The sequence below is a fragment of the Bacillus cereus group sp. MYBK227-1 genome (genome assembly GCF_051916325.1).
GTDB lineage: Bacteria > Bacillota > Bacilli > Bacillales > Bacillaceae_G > Bacillus_A > Bacillus_A cereus.
The window spans coordinates 14563-33554 of sequence record NZ_JBQAGK010000012.1 but is presented as its reverse complement, the minus strand read 5'-3'; the positions used below and the strand labels follow the sequence as shown (position 1 = coordinate 33554).

Here is an 18992-nt window from a genome sequence, read left to right as displayed (position 1 = left end):
CAAGGAGAAAAGATATGCTCAAATATGTAAAACTAATAAGTATTAGTTTAGTAATATCGTCTTGTATTATGGGAATTAATTATTTAGTTAGCTATCTTTGGTCAGGGCATATACCTTCTTTGACGTGGAGAACATATTTGATGTTTGTGTTTATATTTATGATGAGTTTTGGTTCAATGCAAAAAGAAGGAAAAGAGGATTATTGACAATAGTCTTTTTCGCCTTTCTTTCATTAACACAAATGGTTGTAACTGTGCCACATGAAATGCTTTCTAAAACATATCAAACAATCAGTGAATTATTTCCTGCAACATATGCAGCGAATGGCTATTATACAATAATATTTGGAGGAGTTAGTTTAGAGAGAAATATTATTTCATTATTAGTTATTGTATTGGTTACACAATCAGTAGCAGTGATGACTTTAGCTATAAAAGGAATGGTAAAGGGAAGAAGAAGCTCTGTAGTTAAAGAAGTATAAAATAAAAAGGTATCCTCGGTGGGATACCTTTTTATTAGCACTTATTATTTTGTAACTTCTGTCCACTTGTAGTTAAACTCACCACCGAAGTCAGTTGTTACAAGTCCTTTAATGAAAGAGCGTTGTAAGTAAGAACGGCCTTGTTGGTATAAAGGAGCGACAGCGCCGTCTTGTAATAGAATTTTTTCAGCTTGCTTCATTGCTTCAAAGCGTGCTTTTTCATCGCCAGCTAAATCTGTTTTCACTTTATGAATTAGCTCATCGTACTCTTTGTTAGAGTATTTATCGAAGTTATAAGCACTATCTGTTGTAAATAAATCTAAGAATGTAATTGGATCAGCGAAGTCAGGGCCCCAGCCGTCAATACCAATTTCATAGTCACCACTTAATAGTAGTTTTAGCTGTTGTTTACGTGGTTGTGGTTTTAAATTCACTGTTAATCCATCTAGGTTCTTTTCTAATTCACCTTTTAAATATTCACCAGTCTTTTTAGCTAAAGCATTGTCACTTGTTAATAGTTCGATTGTTACTTTGTCAGTACCAAGTTCTTGTTTTGCTTTTTTCCAGTTTTCTTTCGCTGTTTTCACATCATCCTTGACTAGATTTCCATTTTCTTTACGGAAGTCATTGCCTTCTGGGCTCTTTGCAAATTTCGCAGGAACCATTCCTTCAGCTGGAACAGCGCCGTTATTTAAGATTGTTTCTACGTAAGCTTTTTTATTCATTGCGCCGTTAATAGCAAGGCGTGCATGTTGATTTTTTAATGTTTCATTTTTCTGATTTAATCGTAAGAATTGAATGCCGACTTCAGCGCGTTCTTTGAAGTTTGGATCGCTCTTATATTTATCAACAAACTCTGCAGTTAAAGCAACACGATCAATTTGTCCTGAATCATATAAGTTCACTTCTGTAGACTTATCTTTAACGACATTGAAGTTGATTTCTTCTAATTTTACAGTTTTAGCATCCCAATAGTTAGGATTTTTCTTCAATTGGAAGCTTTGTTCATGTTTCCAGTTATCTAATGTGAAAGCACCGTTATAAATTAAATGATTTGTTTCTAAACCATATTTATCGCCTTGAGACTTTAAGTACTCTTCATTAATTGGTAAGAATGTTGAGAATGTAGTTAAGCTTAAGAAGTAGGGAACAGGACGGTCTAGTTGTACTTCTAACGTTTTATCATCAACAGCTTTGACCCCTAGTTGATCAATTGGCAATTGTTTTTGGTTTATTTGTTTCGCATTCTTTATATCGAAGAATAAGAATGCGTATTCAGCTGCTGTATCAGGATTTACGGCACGTTGCCAAGCGAAGGCAAAGTCCTTTGCTGTAACAGGAGTACCGTTTGACCATTTTGAATCACGGAGATGGAATGTATATTTTGTTTTATCGGGACTAATGTCAACCGACTCAGCGACACCAGGAACCGGTTTATTATCTTCTCCCATTGCATATAGCCCTTCAAAAACATTACGCATTACGTTCATGGATTCCCCATCCGTTGCTTTTGCAACATCCATTGTTGGAATTTCTGAAGCGAATGATAAGTTAATTGCCTGTTTATCAGGTGCTTTATCGTTTGCTTTCGCTCCGCTTGCATTATCTTTATTTCCCCCGCAAGCAGTTAGTAATAGACTTGCCCCTAAAACAGATGCAACAACAGGTACAACTTTTTTCTTCATTGTTCGTTCCTCCCTAAATGTGTTGTTCGTAACGTCATAATGTCCGTGTCTTGAAGTAGCTATAGAAGGAGATAAAACCTATTATAAATATTTGTTTATAGGTAATCAGGTGTTCTATATGTATATACATGTTGAACTATAATCTATCGTTATATGTTTCAACGTAGTAGACATTATATTTTGATGGTTAAATATTTTGTTTCTTTGATTATTTAGAATATTAACACTGAAAAGAACTATATGTCAATAATAAAAATAGATTGTTAATTTCTTAGAATAATATATTAAAAAAGCAGATTCTCATGTGTGAGAGAACCTATTTTTAATATATTTTGCTAAAAAAACAATTGGTGTGGGCTAATAATAAGTGGGGATGAAGAAACCCCCACTTATTAAAGTTTCACTTTATTTTTCAATTTTTGCCCACTTGAAGTTTAATTGACCTGCAAAGTCTACTTGCACAATTCCTTTCACATAAGAACGTTCTAAATAAGATTCGCCTTTTTGGTAAAGAGGAGCGATAACAGAGTCTTTAAATAATATTTTCTCGGATGCTAGTAATGCTTCCCAGCGAGCTTTTTCATCACCAGCTAAAGTTGTTTTCACTTTTGCTATTGTTTCATCGAATTCCTTATTAGAGTAATGATCTAAGTTATAAGGGTTATTCGTTGTAAATAGCTCAAGGAATGTAATTGGATCCGCAAAGTCAGGGCTCCAGCCATCAATTCCGATTTCGTAGTCACCTTTTAATAAAAGCGAAACTTGTTGCTTACGCGGCTGAGGTTTTATATTTACTGTTAATCCATCTAGATTCTTTTCTAGTTGTCCTTTTAAGAATTCACCAGTTTTCTTATCAAGGTCAGCATCACTCGTTAATAATTCTAATGTTATCTTTTCAGAACCAAGCTCTTGTTTAGCTTTTTTCCATAACTCTTGTGCAGATTTTGTATCAACTTTTGTTAAATCGCCGTTTGCAGTACGGAAGTCTTTTCCTTCAGGTCCTTTTGCAAAGTTTTTTGGAACGAGACCAAATGTTGGTGTAGAGCCATCATTTAATAACGTATTTACAAAGGATTTTCTATCAATTGTTTGATCAATTGCTTGGCGTGCAGAAACGTTTTGAAGTACTTTGTTTTGTTGATTCATACGTAAAAATTGTACGCCTACGTTTGGACGTTCTTTAAAGTTAGCATCCTTTTTATATTTATCGACGAAGTCAGATGTTAGTTTTATACGATCTAATTGTTTTGACTCGAATAAATTTACTTCTGTTGATTTTTCTTTTACGACATTAAAATTGATTTCTTCTAGTTTGACAGTATCTTTATCCCAATAGGTAGGGTTCTTCTTAAATTTAAAGCTTTGTTCGTGCTTCCAATCGCTTAGTGTAAAAGCTCCATTGTACAAGATTGTATTATCTTCTAAAGCGTACTTATCACCTTGTACTTTAAAGAATTCCTCATTAATTGGTAGAAATGTTGGGAACGCTGTTAAGCTAATAAAATAAGGAACAGGACGCTCTAATTCTACCTCAAACGTATGGTCATCAACTGCTTTTACACCAAGTTGGTCGGCTGGAAGTTCTTTGTTGTTAATTTTTGTTGCGTTTTTAATATCAAAGAATAAAAATGCATATTCAGAGGCTGTTGCTGGATCTACGGCACGTTGCCAAGCGAACACAAAATCTTTAGCTGTAACAGGAGTGCCGTTTGACCATTTTGAATCTCGCAAATGGAATGTGTATTTCGTTTTATCGCCACTTACTTCATGAGATTTTGCAACACCAGGAACAGGTTTGTTACCTTCACCAAGATTATACAAACCTTCAAATACGTTTCTCATTACTTGACCAGAATCAGTATCTGTAGCACGAGCCGTATCCATTGTTCGTATTTCAGTAGGTGAAGATAAGTTTAAAACCTGTTTACTAGGTGCCTCGTCTTTTGCATTTGCTCCGCTTGCTTCGTTTTTATAACTACCGCAACCAGTTAATAAAATACTTACTCCTACAACTGATGCAATACCGGGTACAAACTTCTTTTTCATTTGATTTTCCTCCTAAATAATTAAGTTTGGATGATGATGAGGGAAATGAAAAATAAAAAATCCCTCTTTTCATATTGAGAAAGAGGGATTTTTACGTACAAGTTATGCACCCGTATATAAACGAAGTCCCTCATTCCATCTTTCAAGCATAAAGCTTGCAGGAAGTGGCACAGTATTCAAAATGAACCTGTTGCCGAGGTTTCAAAGGGCCAGTCCCTCCACCTCTCTTGATACAATGAGTAAACGAATAAATTTTATTAATTTTTGTGTTTCTTTGATAATTCAAAATCTTACACCTTGAATAATGAAGTGTCAACTAAATGAAATATAGTTTAAATTTTCAGTTTTCTTAAATGAAAAAACCACTGCATATGGCAGTGGTTTTTCTACTAGAAGTTAAAGTTATCTGGATCTGGACCAACGCGACGATCTTCATTTAAAGCTTGAATTGCTTTCATATCATCAGCACTTAATTCAAAGTCGAAGATGTTTGCATTTTCAATAATGCGATGTTCTTTAATTGATTTGGGAATTGTTACAACTTCGTTTTGTAAATCCCAACGTAAAATAATTTGCGCAGTTGATTTATTATATTTTGTCGCAATTTCTTGTAACGTTGGATTATCTAGTAGTTGTCCTTGCATTAATGGTGACCAAGCTTCAAGCTGGATATTATGTTCTTTACAGAATGCATGTAACTCTTCTTGTGCTAAACGTGGGTGGTATTCCACTTGGTTGACCATTGGCTTAATTTCAGCAATTTCAAATACGTCTTGTAAGTGGTGAATGTGGAAATTACTCACACCGATAGCGCGAACACGGCCATCTTTATAAAGTGTTTCTAATGCTTTCCATGATTCAGTATATTTCCCTTTTACAGGCCAATGTACTAAATATAAATCTAAATATTCTAGACCTAATTTCTCTAATGTAGTTTCAAATGCTTGAAGCGTTGTTTCATATCCTTGATCGCTATTCCATACTTTTGAGGTAATAAATAATTCTTCACGTGAAACACCGGATTCACGAATCGCTTGCCCAACGCCTTCTTCATTTTGATAGATTGCTGCAGTATCGATGCTGCGGTAGCCATTTTTAATTGCTGCTTTTACAGAATCAATTACTTCTGAACCATCTTCTACTTTAAAAACACCTAAACCAAACCAAGGCATTTTTACACCGTTATGTAATGTTGTATAGTCTTTTAAACTTGTTAAAATCATATTATTTCCCCCTAGCTTTTTTGTTTGTTGCTTCTACTGCTTTTTGAATTGCCTCTGAAAAATTATATTCGTATAAAGTTTTGAGACCCTCAGCTGTGGAACCACCTGGCGTTGTTACTTGTTCGCGAAGGTTAGCTGGATTTTGCGTTTGTTCAAGCATAGAAGCAGAGCCAGAAATCATTTGAATGACAAGATGTTTTGCGGTTTCTTCATCAACTCCATAACTTTTTGTTGCTTCAATTAAGCTTTCAGCAAAGTAATAAAGGAAGGCTGGTGCACTTCCAGTAACTGCAGTAAGCTGATGAACTTCTTCCTCAGTACAAAGTTGCGAAGTACCAATACCTTTTAAAAGTAGTTGCAGGGTTTCTTGATGTATCTCGTTTACTGATTGTCCCATTGTATATAAGGAGATAGACTTTCCAATTTCAGCAGCTGTATTAGGCATAATCCAAGCAACAGGCGTGCCTTTTGGGAGTCTAGCTTCTAAATAAGATGGTCCAATGCCAGCTGCTACTGTTACGACTAGTTGATTTGATATTAACGGAGATAGCTCAGCTAATAACTCTTCATGAGCCGAAGGTGGCATTGCTAGAACAACCGTATCAACAGATGTAACATGCTGTTTCCAATCTGTTGTAGTAGACACATTATATCGATGTTGTAACTGTTTTAGCTTTTCTATGGTGCTTCGGTTAGAGACGATAATTTCTTCGATGTACTCTTTGCTTGTTTTAAGTAATCCGGAAAATATAGCTTCTGCCATACGACCGGCACCAATAAATAAAATTCGATGTTTAGTTAGCATATCCTTTATTCCTTTCTAGTAGAGATATGTTATAAAAACGATATCATCTTTAAGAGAATTTTGTAAAAAGAAAAGACTTACCGTAGATGGAATGGATAATGAGAAGGAGGAGATTCATGTTAATATTAGCTATTATTAATCTCTTTATATGTGTAGCTGGTTTGCTAGAGTGGAAGAGCAATTATAAGGGGCAAGAACATACAAATAATTATATCTAGAAAATAATTAGAATTAAAAAAACCCTGAAGTACATATGCTTCAGGGGTTTACTAATAGAATATAAGATTATGCTTTTGTCATACCAAGTAATACAGCGCCGCCGATAATTAAAACACTACCTAGTGCAATAAAGATCAATTGACGTTTTGTTTTCTTTTCACCTAAGAATACAATCGCACCGAATGTTGAGATAACGATTCCAGTTTGAGATAATGGGAAGCTTGTTGCTACTCCAACACGTGGTAATGAAAGAAGTAAGAATAAGTTTCCAGTTCCCCATAGTAAACCAGACAAAGCATTACGGATTGCATATTTGTTAAATGGTTTATGTTTAGACGTCAGTACAACCGCACCAACAAACATACCAACTGCTTGTGGTAAAATAGCAGACCAACCATCGATATTATACCAACGAATAATAATTACATATACAAGATAGCCGAAAGTAGAAACAATTAAAGTAAGAAGTCCTTTTTTCAATTGTCCAGGTGGCTGAGCATTTTCTTTATCATCTAATGATGTGAATACAACACCAACTACGATTAATAGGATTGCAATCGTTCCCAGAATGATCGTTGTAGTAGTAGTCCACTCACGGAAAGCGATAACCCCAAAGATAGAAGTTGCAACAAGTTGCATACCAGTAGAAATCGTTACAGTAGTTGAAACACCTAGTTTTTCAACTGTTTTTAATTGGTTTACTTGTCCTAAAGCCCAGAATAAACCTGAAATAAAACCAACAATTAAGATTGTCATTGTTAAAGCTGGTTGAGTAAATACATACATAATTGTTGCGAAGAATAGAGCACCGATTGTCATACCTACCGTTTGGCTATATGCACCACCGCCCATTTTTACGCTTACTAATAAGATGTTTCCCCATGCAATTGCAGGAAGAAGCGCTAATAAAATGTCCATTACAAGACTCCCTTCGGTTTGCTATACCAATATAGTTACATATCGTTCTAACGATCGGTAATGCCCCACTAATAGAGTAGAAGATTACCGATCGCTAAAACAGGATGAAGAATTCACGATATAAATGCGTTTTCATTTCTTCATTTTTTGAAACACCTCCATATAATAACAGGAAATTGCCTATTTTAGAAAGTGAATTCAAATAAAATGTATATTTTAATAAGAGGTAAAATTCAGTTATTTCCCGGTGGTATATTTTATTTCCTAAGAAATAAAGAAGCAGCTTCGAAAAAAGCTGCTTTAAGAGTTAGTAATTCTTTTATTAATAAGTTGAATACATAGTAGAAATACGAGTGACATACCGATAGTAATAACTACAAGTGTCCATGCGAGTTGCATATTACTTGCATCAATAGCCATGTAAATTGCAGTTGGGATTGTCTGTGTTTTACCAGGAATGTTCCCGGCAAACATAAGTGTAGCACCAAATTCACCGAGCGCGCGGACAAAGCTCAAAATCATCCCGCTTAGTAAGGCAGGAAATGCGAGCGGAAGTGTAACGTGCAGAAAAACTTGATATTCACTTGCGCCAAGGTCACGAGCACTTTCTTCAATTTGTACATTTGCGATAGAAAATCCCGTTTTCGCTGATTGGTACATAAGCGGAAATGCAACAACTGTAGAAGCAATGATCGCAGCAGTAGATGTGAACATAATAGACTGCTGAAATAATGATTCAACCCACTTTCCGATCGGGCTGTTGTTTCCAAAGATGATAATGAGAAAGAAGCCGATAACAGTTGGTGGAAGTACCATTGGTAATAAAAATATGGTTTCTAATAGTACTTTATATCGCCATGAGGAGCGAGCTAGTGCTCGCCCGACAATTGTCCCTAAAATTGTAACGAGAATAGTGGCGCATGCAGCTACTCTTAAAGATAGAAAGACAGGCGATAAAATAGCATCAATGCTCATAGTAATTACGACAGGACTGTAAATCCATATTTTTTAAAGATAGATTGTGCATCTTTTGACTGCAAATACTCATAAAATGAAGTCGCCTCTTTCTTATGTTTAGATTCCTTTATAACACCTAAAGGATAGTGGATTGGCTCATGAGAAGTAGCTGCTGCTGTCTCACCAATCTTTACTTTATCCGAAATGAGAGCATCTGTTTTGTATACGATACCAGCATCGACATTCCCTGTTTCTACATATGTTAACACTTGGCGAACATCTTTTGTAAATACGACTTTATTTTGAACATCATTCCAAAGGTTTTCGTGTGTTAGAGAAGCCTTTGCATATTTGCCAGCAGGTACAGATTCAGGTGTACCAAGTGCAATTTTTTTTATTTTTTCATCTTTTAAATCTTGAATTTTTGTAAGAGAACTATCTTTTGGGACGACTAGAACGAGTTCGTTTCCAAGGAGATTTTTCCCCTCTTTTTCATTAATGAATCCTTTTTTTACAAGGGTTTGGAATTTATCTTCTGCTGCTGAGAAGAATAAATCAGCAGGTGCACCTTGTTCAATTTGTTGTTGAAGTGCTCCAGAAGCACCGAAGTTAAAAGAAAGTTTGATATTTGGCTCTTTTTCTTTATATTGTTTTTCGATTTCTTTTAATGCATCTTGTAAGCTTGCAGCAGCTGAGATAGTCAGTTCAACTGTTTTATCCTCTTTAGCAGCTGACTTTGTATGCTTTTCCCCACTTGTACAAGCAGCGCTAAATATAAGAAGGAAAGAAAGTATAAGTGCCCCGATGGAACGTAATATAAATTTATTCATAAAAAAATCCCCTTTCATTTTGACACATCTAATTATAACTAAATATAACTAAATATAACTAGTTATAATTGAATATAATTTGAACATATGTCTATTTTTAAAAAATAGGAGAAATATTCTTTTCTTTGTTACAATGAAAGGAGAAAGTGAGGAATCGTCTATGGATCATCATTCCTACACAACGGAAGAAGTAGCAAAGCGATTAAAAGTATCAAAATTAACTGTATACGACTTAATTAAAAAAGGAGAACTTCCTTCTTATAGAGTTGGTAGACAGATGCGCATTGATGCAGCAGATTTAGATCAATATATAAAGCAAATGAAAACAGGGAAAGTACAAGTTAATCCTGTGAAAAACGATGGTAGTAGTATCTTGAACACGTGTATTATTAGTGGTCAAGAACTAACGTTAGATATGTTAGCTAAACGTATAGAAAATCGTTTGCCAAGTTCTAATGTTTTAAGAGCGTATCAAGGTAGCTTAACGAGTTTAGTGAAAATGTATCAAGGAGAAGGAAGTATCGTTAGTTTGCATTTGTTTGATGGTGAAACGGGTACATATAATATTCCTTACGTAAAACGTATTTTAGTAGGACAGCCATGTCTTATGATTAATTTATTGTCCAGAAATGTAGGGTTTTATGTTCAAAAAGGAAATCCGAAGAAAATAAAGACATGGGCTGACATATCCGGGTCCACTATAAAGTTTGTGAATCGAGAAAAGGGTTCTGGTATTAGAGTGTTAGTGGATGAACAATTACGAATCCGAAAATTAAATAAAGCTGATATTAGTGGATATGAATGGGAAGAATCGAATCATCTTGGTGTTGCCACGCAAGTTGCAAATGGAAAAGCTGATGTAGGAGTAGGTTCAGAAAAGTTTTCGCAAATTGTAAATGTGGACTTTATTCCAATCATGAAAGAACAGTATGATTTAGTAATTTTGAAGAATAAAGAAAATGAAGAGCTGATTGAAGTTGTGAAAGACATTCTGCAATCGGAAGAATTTCATAATGAATTAAATGCGATTGGCGGATATGATATTACGAAAACAGGTCAAATTGTATATGAAATAAAGTGAAACTTTAATCAGTGTGGGGGTTCTTCATCCCCCACTGATTATTAGTTGAACCAATCGGACTTTTATGGGCAGCCCGACCCCCACCTAACTTCTTTGCTTTCGCTGAATTTTGAGGAGGGGGTCTTACTGCCCATTAAAGCGGGACAAACTAAAAAGCTGCTTGTCTATAAGACGAGCAGCTTTTTCTATATATAAAGGGGTTTGGGGAAACAAAGTGTTAAATAAGACCTTGAGCAAGTGTATAAATGAAAGCCGTAAGAAGAGTAGCTCCACTTGCAAGTCCGATAAAGTCTGATTTGTTGAAAGTAATGTTGTTCATTATAATCTCTCCTTATTTGTTTAATGTAGTTGCAACAGCTTTTGCATCGACAAGTGCGGATAGCACCATGCCCATTGTATTTAAAAATTTATTTGATTTCATATTGTTCATCATGCGTATCCGCTCCTTTTCGAATAGTTGTTGCCCTGCTTATGTCTTAATTATAGGGAATATGGATACTTCCAACTATCGAATTAGCTTACGAAAGACTTACACTTTTGTAAGAAAAAAAGACATTCATGTAAGAATGTCTTTCACAGCATATTGATATGATGATGGTCTTCAATTGTTTTTAAAAAACTACGCATTGAATTCGTCATATAGCTATCTTTACGGCGTATGAAAACCGTTGAAATACTGCCGTATTTTTCAGGGATTGCATGACAATGTACCTTACCTGCTTTAGAAAGATGATGGACAGCAGACTGTGGTACGAGTGTAATTCCGAGACCGAGTGCAACACTGTTTAATATTGTCTCTAATATATTGAATTCCATAATTCTTTTTGGTAGCAAACCTTCGTCTTTAAGCCAACGTTCTAGTTTGGAGCGGTATCCACATCCTTGGTTAAAAACGAGTAGAGGCGTTGTTGTAAATTCTTCTATATGAAAGGCTTTATTTTGTGTTATAAGCATTAATTTCTCTGTACTAACATCGTATTGTTCGATTAGTGGATGTTTAATAGGACCTGATATAAAGGCGCCATCTAATTGATGATCAAGTACTTCTCTAATTAATTCTTCTGTTAGACCCGCTTGTAATGATAAATCGACATTCGGATAGCTTTTATAGTAAGAAGATAAAATGGTAGGCAGTGTACTTACTGTTTCGACTGTACCGATTTTTAATATACCAGAAGGTGTTTCGCTATCTAAAAATACTTGTTTTAGTTCGTCGACATCTTGCAAAATTTTACTAACATAAACGAGCATTTTTCTTCCTTCAGCTGTTAAAGTCATTCCTCGTTTATGGCGGTAAAAGAGTGGGGTTTTTAATTCGTTTTCTAGTTGTTTAATACGTGCAGTTACATTTGATTGTACATAATTTAATTCCTTTGCTGCGCTACTTACACTACCCTGATCGGCAACGCTTTTAAAGATTTGTAAGTCTCTTAATTCCATTTTGTAATCCCCCTTGATGTTAACTATCATTATAAATGATAGTTAACATCATTTTGAATCATTTTACGTGATATATTTTTTCTTTTACAATTCTCTTTGTGCAAATAGAAAGAAACGGGGGATTGCGGTGAGAAGAGGTCAAATGATAATAGGGGCTTTGGCGTGTTTAATTGCGAGTATGTCATGGGGAGCGATGTTTCCAGTTGCTGATCATGCGCTAGAATACATAGATCCATTTTATTTTTCGCTTATTCGCTATGGAGCAGTGGCGATAATGCTGATTGTATTGTTGTTAGTGAAAGAAGGAAAACAGGCATTTTGTTTAGAGGGAAGAGGAAAGTTACTCGTCTTTTTTGGAACGATGGCATTTACAGTATATAATGTCCTCATATTTTTAGGGCAAATGTTAATGGGTAAGTCGGGTGTAATGGTAGCTTCCATTATGGAAGCACTTATGCCGATGATTTCTATTTGTATTTTATGGGGATATAAGCATATAAAACCGAAGAAGTATATGATAACGAGTATGGTTATTGCTTTTGTAGGAGCTGTGTTTGTTATTACAAAAGGTGACATGAGTTTCTTTGTAACATTGAAAGATAATATGTTCCCATTAGCATTTATATTTATTGGTGTTGTAGGGTGGGTTATTTATACGATGGGTGGTCAAACTTGTAGTGATTGGTCAACGTTACGTTATTCTACGTTGACGTGTGTATTCGGTACGACTGTTACAGGAATTATAACGGTAATTATTACGTCGCTTGGATATATTTCAGTTCCGAGTATGGGAACGATTTCTATTGTGAAATATGATTTGTTATTCATGATGACATTGCCAGGTATTGTAGCGCTACTTGCTTGGAACTATGGTGTGAAAATTTTATCATCCATTAATGGGATTTTATTTATTAATTTTGTACCAATTACGACTTTAGCTATTATGATGATGCAAGGGTATCAAATCACAATGTTTGATATTATAGGGACTGTACTTGTTATTGCAGCGCTTATTCGCAATAACGTTTGTCAGAGAAAAGAAGAAAATATAAATAAGAGAGTTTTACAAGAAGAACAATTACGTCAAGCTGTTTAATAGGCAAATGGAGGATTTCACATGTTAGAAAGTTTATTGTTTTTCTTCGCCGTCGGAGTTGCCTGTGAGCTTGCAGCAATTAATCGAAATGGTCGTAAAAAGATAAAACAACAAGCTGAGCTAATACAGCTTTTAAAAGAATTGAAAGAAAGAAAAAATTAAAAAGACGACCGGGCATAGACGGTCGTCTTTTTCTATATAAAGGGGAAAGGGGACACAAAGTTATACAAGCGTAGCAGCGTAAATGAAAGCAGTAAGAAGAAGAGAGCCGCTAGCTAATCCTAAAAAATCTAATTTGTTAAAAGTAATGTTATTCATAATACATTCTCCTTACTTGTTTAATGCAGAAGCAACAGCTTTTGCATCGAAAAGAGCCGATAATACCATGCCCATTGTATTTAAGAAATTGTTCGTTTTCATTTTGTTCATCATATTGATCCACTCCTTTTCGAATAATTGTTGCCCTGTTTCTGACTTAATTGTATGAAATATAGTAAGAAGTAACTATCGAATTAGCTTACAAGAAAATTACACTTTTGTAAGAATTGAAATTTAACAATTCATCCTTAATTTTATTACCAACTCCTAAAACTTAGTGTTATAATTGTTATAAGAATATGATTATACTTCGGATGTTTAGAAAGGAACGAAATAAATGTATAAACCAATTACATTTTTGTTGAAATATATATTTAAAACAGCTGGGAAAGTAGAAGTACAAGGAAGAGAAAAGCTACCAGAAGGTGGACCCTATGTTGTTGCATGTACACATACAAGTTTTATGGATGTATTAATGTTAGCTACAGGGATGTATCCAACTCAAATTCATTACATGGCCAAAAAAGAATTATTTGAAGGGAAATTCAAAAATTGGTTCTTTAAAAATGTAAATGCATTCCCTGTAGATCGTGCGAATCCAGGACCAAGTACACTTAAAATTCCATCACGTTTATTAAAAGAAGGAAAGGTAGTAGGGATTTTTCCGAGTGGAACAAGATCAGCGGAAGATGTTTCATTAAAAGCGGGTGCTGTGACAATTGCGATGCGTTCCAATGTTCCGTTAGTACCAGCAGCTTATGTTGGTCCATCAAGTGTAAAAGAATTAATAAAGGGGAAAAAGGCACAATTGATTTTTGGAGATCCAATTCAAATTGAGGCTGGAGAACAAATAGATCGAAAAACCGCTATGAAAATGATGACAGATCAATTAAATGAGAAGTTTGAGGAGTTAAAAGAAGCTTTGCAATCAAATCAAAAATAAGAAAAGACGACCGGGCATAGACGGTCGTCTTTTCTATTACTATTTATAATAAAGGGGAAAGGGGACACAAAGTTATACAAGCGTAGCGGCGTAAATAAAAGCAGTAAGAAGAATCGAGCCACTAGCTAGTCCTAAAAAATCTAATTTGTTAAAAGTGATGTTATTCATAATACATTCTCCTCACTTGTTTAATGTAGAAGCAACAGCTTTTGCGTCGATAAGAGCGAAAAATACCATGCCCATTGTATGTAAGAAATTGTTCGTTTTCATTTTGTTCATCATATTAATCCGCTCCTTTTCGAATAGTTGTTACCTTGTTTCTGACTTAATTGTATGAAATGTTGCGGAAAGTCACTATCGAATTAGCTTACAGAAAAATTACACTTTTGTAAGAGAAACGAATGAAGGTGTAATGATAAGAAGATTTGACATATGTTCATGAGATTCATTAAGTTAAAGGTAGAGGTGAGTGTATGGCTAATATTAAAGATATTGCAAAGATGGCGGGAGTTTCAGTTACGACTGTTTCGAGAGTGTTGAATGATCACCCATATGTAAGTGAAGAAAAAAGAAAAGCGGTTATAGAGATAGTTGAGAAATTGAATTACTCGCAAAACGCAAATGCTGTTCATTTATCAAAAGGAAAAACGAATATTGTTGGTGTGATTTTACCGTATATTAATCATCCGTGTTTTGATGCGATGGTGAGCGGAATGATGGAGACTGCGTTAGCGCATAATTACAGGGTGCTACTTTGCCAAACGAATTATAATAAAAAAGAAGAAATGAAAAGTTTACATATGTTAAAAACAAAACAATTGGATGGTCTTATTATTTGTTCACGTGCAAATGATTGGGAAACGATAGAACCGTATGCTTCTTACGGCGCAATAATTGCTTGTGAAGACAATGATATTTCAAACATCTCAAGTGTATATACGAATCATTCAGCGGCCTTTCAATTAGGAATGGATTATTTGATTGAGAAAGGTTATAAAAAAATTGGTTATTGTACGGGAAGAAAATTAGGGCCGAGTAGTCAAAAGCGTTTTGATGTTTATAAACAGCAATTGCAATCTATAGACGAAGAGGTTAATGAAGAATGGATTTTTACAGAATGTTTTACACTAGAAGATGGTGTAAAAGTGGCTCATAAGTTAAAAGAGATGCAGGATCTTCCTGAAGCATTAATAGTAGCAGGTGATGAAGTTGCGATTGGGGTTATGACAGAGGTTGAAAAATTAGGGATTCAAGTTCCTGAGGATTTAGCGATTATTGGCTTTGATAATCAACCTATCTCGCAAGTGTTACAATTGACAACTATTGATCAAAATTTAAAGGAGATAGGGAAAACTGCTTTTGAAATGTTGCATAGAAAAGTGAATGACGAGAGTTCTGAACAAGAAAAGCTGGAAATTCCATACGAACTTGTGGAACGCTCTACAGTTTAATCGTAATCCGTTATGTGTATAATCGCATAACGGATTATTTTTTTGAAATATCTTTGACAGGAAACGCGTTTCATACTTTATAAAGGAGTTAAACCGGTCTGTAATAATCCATGGATTCTTTTCAAGTGTTAATGCAGTGAATAGAATTTGGAGGAATATGCATGAATGAACTTTTATCGAGTATGAAAAAGTATGTAGATGATGATGAAAAGATTCTGGCTTTTGTGGTAGGGATATTTGAGAAGGATAATTTTATATTATCGTATCAACATGGGGTTTTTGTTGCCACTACTAGACGTCTCCTTTTTTACGGGAAATTTCCGTACTATTCTTCAACATTTAAAGAGTATTCATATTTGTATATAGATAGCATAGATTTTCATCCGTATTTTGAATTTACTTGTAGTCATGAAACCATTCGCGCTAAGTATATTCAGAAAGGGAATGTGGAGCGATTTGTCCGTGCAGTTAGAGCAAATATGAATAATTAATCAACCCTCTGTTTAAACATAATATTTCAATTTTTAAGAGGGAAAATGCGGAATAAAAACCACTTCTAAACCTCTAGGAGATAGTGATACAATGTCAAATGGGGGGAGGGTATGAACTATGGTTAATCAACGTATAAAGGAAATAACACTAATTACAATTGGTTCATTATTATTCGCAATTGGTATTAATTACTTTGCAATTCCAAACCGTTTATCGGAAGGTGGAATTATTGGTTTAACGGTTGTTACGTACTACTTATTTGATTGGTCACCAGGAATTGTGAACTTTGCTATAAATGCAATTTTACTAGCTGTTGGTTATAAATTTTTTGATAAGAAAACAATGATTTATACAATTTTAGGGATTGTAGAAACATCTTTGTTTTTATACGTTACAGAACATATTGAGTATCATGTAAATAGTGATACATTATTAGCAGCTTTATTTGCTGGTTTATTTGTGGGAATTGGATTAGGTTGTATGTTCAAAGCCGGAGGTACATCGGGAGGATCAGCAATCTTAGCTCAGTTAGCAAATCAATATTTAGGTTGGAGTGTAGGTAAAGGCGTACTAATTATTGATATTGTTGTAATTGCTGGTTCTGTATTTATAATAGGGCAAGAAAAGGCGATGTATACACTTGTGGCTGTGTTCATTGGAGCGAAGGTGATTGATTTCATTGTAGAAGGAATGGACACAAAAACGGCTGTTACGATTATTTCGAATCAACCAGATTTAATTCGTGAAGCTATTACGAAAAATATGACACGCGGTGTTACTGTATTAGAAGGGCGCGGCGGATATACTGGTAAAAATAAAGAAGTTTTATATGTTGTTATTAATAAACAAGAGCTTGTTAAGTTAAAACAAGTTATTAGCCGGGTAGATGAAGATGCTTTCGTTGTTATACATGATGTACGTGATGTACTTGGCGGTGGCTTTAAAGCAAGCTAAAAGGTGAACGAGCAAATTCGTTCACCTTTTTTAATTCTTACAAAAATGTAAGTGTAATGTAATGAGATTCAATAGTAGATTTTATTCCCCCTTTTTAAAATGGATGTATATATATCCTGCAGAGGAGGAATGTTTATTATGAAGAAAAAAATGATCACTACTATAATAGCGATGATAGTGATAGTAGTAATGTTACTGCCTACGAAACTTGGACCAGTTATCGATAAATATAATCCATTTTATAAGACGAAAGAATACTATACGGTTGTGAATACAATTGGTCAGCATATTGGTGATGAGTGGTATGAATATGAATTTATTGCATTCGATGAACGTGGTAGAGAGCAGAAAATAAAGAAAACGGTTAAGCATATGTTAAAGAGAGATGAAGCATTAAAGGTTTTTGCAAAAGGACGTTACGGTGAATCGATTGAAGAGATTGAGGTTGCAAATATTCCTATAAATGCGAAGAGCAAACTTTTAACGATGAGATAGTGAAATATACCCCCGGCTATTTTTTGTCGAAAATAAAAATACTGGGTAAGGGTATTTTTGAGATTAACAAAAAAGCCTTAGTCCATATAGACTAAGGCTTTTTTATTATATAAAGGGGAAGGGGGTACATTGTAGTAGCATGGGTGAAAGGTATAAGAAGAGTAGCTACTAGCAATGTAATTTGGTTATGTGAGTGTTCTTCTTATTTGGCTTACTTTCTAACTTTATTGTACGAAATATAAGTAAGGGGAACTATCGAATTACATTACACATAACTTACAAACATGTAAGCCTTCTGTAATGTAATTCGATAGTTAAAAGATAGTAATTTTCATATAGTGTAACTAGAAAGTCTCAATGTATTACTTTCTGTTTGTAATGAAGAATGAAAAACCAACTAATTTTTAATAATCCTCATCTGAATAAAGATGGGGATCCTTTTTTAAACCTTACAACATTGTAAGGTTTACGTAAGTTAATTCGATAGTAAATTTGTCATATTTTTTGCATAATAGATACAGATAGAAAAATAATTAGGGATCTAGTAAGAAGGGAGAAAAATGGGATGCGTAAAGAAGAAGTAGTGAAGTTACCAATTAAAGATTTCTGTAGCTACTTTACTGTTGCCGTAGTGTGTATTGGATTATTTGATATCATAACAAACTTAATTGTTAAATAATATAGATGCTAAAACAAGAAAGGAACTCCTTTCTTGTTTTTTTATGGGGGCATAAAGATGAAATGGATTGATAGTCATATACATGTTGATCAATATAAGGATGAAGAGAAGAGCAGATTACTAAAAGAGGTGGAAAATAGTAAGGAAATAAAGGGGCTTATTGCGGTATCTATGAATTATCAATCTTGTAAGGAAACGTTATCTTTAGCGAAGAAGTATCCCTTTATATATCCAGCGATAGGGTTTCATCCAGAGCAACAGATTCATAAAGAAGAGTGTGAACAGATTTATCAACTTATTGAACAGAACGCAGAGGAAATTGTTGCGATTGGTGAAGTAGGTTTGCCCTATTATTTGAGAAAAGAAGATGAAAGAATTGCTGCAGATCCATACATAGCTGTATTGAAAAAATTTATAGAACTAGCTAGTAAGTATAATTTGCCGATTGTATTACACGCAGTTTATGAAGATGCTGACATTGTATGTGATTTGCTAGAGAAATATAAAGTTTCACGTGCACATTTCCATTGGTTTAAAGGAAGCGATGAAACAATGAAACGGATGATGAAAAATGGTTATTATATTTCGATTACACCGGATGTTTTACATAAGGAGAAGATTAGAAAAATCGTTTCGTATTATCCGCTTGAATATATGATGGTAGAAACAGATGGTCCGTGGGAATTTCAAGAAGATGTTATAACGCACCCAAGAATGATTCGAGAGGTATTAAAGGAAATTAGTTCTATAAAAAACATATCCATTGATAAGGTCGCAGAAACAATATATGAAAATACAAGTCGATTTTATTTGAAAGGATAGGAGAATTATAGTTTTAATCATGTAACGGAAAAAGTAAAAGTTGAATTTATTTAATAA

Annotated in this window: 22 protein-coding genes and 1 riboswitch; of the genes, 11 read left to right on the top strand and 11 right to left on the bottom strand. The window is 34.4% G+C overall.

Annotated features, from left to right (window positions below; translation table 11 throughout):
• Window positions 1-14: 14 nt before the first annotated feature.
• The gene (locus tag ACTFRM_RS29230; protein ID WP_000922547.1) at window positions 15-206 is read left to right on the top strand and encodes a hypothetical protein; all 192 of its coding nucleotides are present in this window, start codon (window positions 15-17) and stop codon (window positions 204-206) included.
• The gene (locus ACTFRM_RS29225) at window positions 203-481 is read left to right on the top strand and encodes a hypothetical protein (protein WP_000156944.1); all 279 of its coding nucleotides are present in this window, start codon (window positions 203-205) and stop codon (window positions 479-481) included. The genes ACTFRM_RS29230 and ACTFRM_RS29225 overlap by 4 nt, the downstream gene beginning before the upstream one ends.
• Window positions 482-525: 44 nt before the next feature.
• Here ACTFRM_RS29225 and ACTFRM_RS29220 read toward each other — a convergent pair whose 3' ends face one another.
• The 7 genes from ACTFRM_RS29220 to modA all read right to left on the bottom strand — a co-directional run bounded on the left by ACTFRM_RS29220 (window position 526) and on the right by modA (window position 9164).
• Window positions 526-2166: a peptide ABC transporter substrate-binding protein gene (locus ACTFRM_RS29220; RefSeq protein WP_000731086.1), complete on the bottom strand. Its 1641-nt coding sequence runs from the start codon at window positions 2164-2166 to the stop codon at window positions 526-528.
• Window positions 2167-2571: 405 nt separating this feature from the next.
• On the bottom strand, window positions 2572-4212 hold the full coding sequence (locus ACTFRM_RS29215) for a peptide ABC transporter substrate-binding protein (RefSeq protein ID WP_000726482.1): 1641 nt from the start codon (window positions 4210-4212) through the stop codon (window positions 2572-2574).
• 132 nt (window positions 4213-4344) lie between these two features.
• Window positions 4345-4449, bottom strand: a riboswitch (SAM riboswitch).
• 152 nt (window positions 4450-4601) lie between these two features.
• On the bottom strand, window positions 4602-5435 hold the full coding sequence (locus ACTFRM_RS29210; protein ID WP_000604203.1) for an aldo/keto reductase: 834 nt from the start codon (window positions 5433-5435) through the stop codon (window positions 4602-4604).
• Between the two features lies 1 nt (window position 5436).
• Entirely contained in the window at window positions 5437-6240 is an 804-nt protein-coding gene (gene proC, locus ACTFRM_RS29205; RefSeq protein WP_440043824.1) for a pyrroline-5-carboxylate reductase, read from the bottom strand.
• A 285-nt stretch (window positions 6241-6525) separates the two neighbouring features.
• Window positions 6526-7377, bottom strand: coding sequence for a GRP family sugar transporter (locus tag ACTFRM_RS29200; RefSeq protein WP_000353544.1), 852 nt, complete (start codon window positions 7375-7377; stop codon window positions 6526-6528).
• 300 nt (window positions 7378-7677) lie between these two features.
• Window positions 7678-8352, bottom strand: coding sequence for a molybdate ABC transporter permease subunit (gene modB / locus ACTFRM_RS29195; RefSeq protein WP_000020526.1), 675 nt, complete (start codon window positions 8350-8352; stop codon window positions 7678-7680).
• A 5-nt stretch (window positions 8353-8357) separates the two neighbouring features.
• Window positions 8358-9164, bottom strand: a complete 807-nt coding sequence (modA, locus tag ACTFRM_RS29190; protein WP_001031841.1) for a molybdate ABC transporter substrate-binding protein — start codon at window positions 9162-9164, stop codon at window positions 8358-8360.
• 160 nt (window positions 9165-9324) lie between these two features.
• On the opposite strand from modA, the gene ACTFRM_RS29185 reads away from it, so the two are divergent.
• Complete coding sequence (locus tag ACTFRM_RS29185) at window positions 9325-10245, top strand: substrate-binding domain-containing protein (protein ID WP_002180310.1); 921 nt, start codon at window positions 9325-9327, stop codon at window positions 10243-10245.
• A gap of 217 nt (window positions 10246-10462) precedes the next feature.
• Here the strand turns inward: ACTFRM_RS29185 and ACTFRM_RS29180 are convergent, their stop codons facing one another.
• On the bottom strand, window positions 10463-10564 hold the full coding sequence (locus tag ACTFRM_RS29180; RefSeq protein ID WP_001060017.1) for a DUF3948 family protein: 102 nt from the start codon (window positions 10562-10564) through the stop codon (window positions 10463-10465).
• A gap of 254 nt (window positions 10565-10818) precedes the next feature.
• A complete protein-coding gene (locus ACTFRM_RS29175) occupies window positions 10819-11685 on the bottom strand; it encodes a LysR family transcriptional regulator (protein WP_000423031.1) in 867 nt (288 codons plus the stop codon).
• 127 nt (window positions 11686-11812) lie between these two features.
• Here ACTFRM_RS29175 and ACTFRM_RS29170 point away from each other — a divergent pair, with 127 nt between their 5' ends.
• Together ACTFRM_RS29170 and ACTFRM_RS29165 are read left to right on the top strand one after the other, a co-directional pair.
• Window positions 11813-12781, top strand: a complete 969-nt coding sequence (locus ACTFRM_RS29170) for a DMT family transporter (RefSeq protein WP_002182372.1) — start codon at window positions 11813-11815, stop codon at window positions 12779-12781.
• A gap of 21 nt (window positions 12782-12802) precedes the next feature.
• Window positions 12803-12943, top strand: coding sequence for a YrzO family protein (locus tag ACTFRM_RS29165; protein WP_000894065.1), 141 nt, complete (start codon window positions 12803-12805; stop codon window positions 12941-12943).
• Window positions 12944-13003: 60 nt separating this feature from the next.
• Here the strand turns inward: ACTFRM_RS29165 and ACTFRM_RS29160 are convergent, their stop codons facing one another.
• Window positions 13004-13099 (bottom strand): DUF3948 family protein, encoded by a 96-nt coding sequence (locus ACTFRM_RS29160; protein ID WP_001060007.1) that lies wholly within the window; start codon window positions 13097-13099, stop codon window positions 13004-13006.
• Window positions 13100-13436: 337 nt separating this feature from the next.
• Between ACTFRM_RS29160 and ACTFRM_RS29155 the strand changes: the two genes are divergently transcribed.
• Window positions 13437-14042, top strand: a complete 606-nt coding sequence (locus ACTFRM_RS29155; protein WP_000277778.1) for a lysophospholipid acyltransferase family protein — start codon at window positions 13437-13439, stop codon at window positions 14040-14042.
• 72 nt (window positions 14043-14114) lie between these two features.
• Here the strand turns inward: ACTFRM_RS29155 and ACTFRM_RS29150 are convergent, their stop codons facing one another.
• Window positions 14115-14210 carry a DUF3948 family protein gene (locus tag ACTFRM_RS29150; RefSeq protein WP_001059999.1) on the bottom strand — a complete coding sequence of 32 codons (96 nt, stop codon included), beginning with the start codon at window positions 14208-14210 and terminating at the stop codon, window positions 14115-14117.
• A gap of 305 nt (window positions 14211-14515) precedes the next feature.
• On the opposite strand from ACTFRM_RS29150, the gene ACTFRM_RS29145 reads away from it, so the two are divergent.
• The 5 genes from ACTFRM_RS29145 (at window position 14516) to ACTFRM_RS29125 (ending at window position 18935) form a co-directional block, all read left to right on the top strand.
• A complete protein-coding gene (locus ACTFRM_RS29145; RefSeq protein WP_001273903.1) occupies window positions 14516-15493 on the top strand; it encodes a LacI family DNA-binding transcriptional regulator in 978 nt (325 codons plus the stop codon).
• Between the two features lie 161 nt (window positions 15494-15654).
• On the top strand, window positions 15655-15984 hold the full coding sequence (locus ACTFRM_RS29140) for a PH domain-containing protein (RefSeq protein WP_001004246.1): 330 nt from the start codon (window positions 15655-15657) through the stop codon (window positions 15982-15984).
• Between the two features lie 118 nt (window positions 15985-16102).
• Window positions 16103-16939, top strand: coding sequence for a YitT family protein (locus ACTFRM_RS29135; protein WP_000248045.1), 837 nt, complete (start codon window positions 16103-16105; stop codon window positions 16937-16939).
• A 138-nt stretch (window positions 16940-17077) separates the two neighbouring features.
• Window positions 17078-17434: a YxeA family protein gene (locus tag ACTFRM_RS29130; RefSeq protein ID WP_000728422.1), complete on the top strand. Its 357-nt coding sequence runs from the start codon at window positions 17078-17080 to the stop codon at window positions 17432-17434.
• 736 nt (window positions 17435-18170) lie between these two features.
• Window positions 18171-18935 (top strand): TatD family hydrolase, encoded by a 765-nt coding sequence (locus tag ACTFRM_RS29125; RefSeq protein WP_000871100.1) that lies wholly within the window; start codon window positions 18171-18173, stop codon window positions 18933-18935.
• Window positions 18936-18992 lie beyond the last annotated feature (57 nt).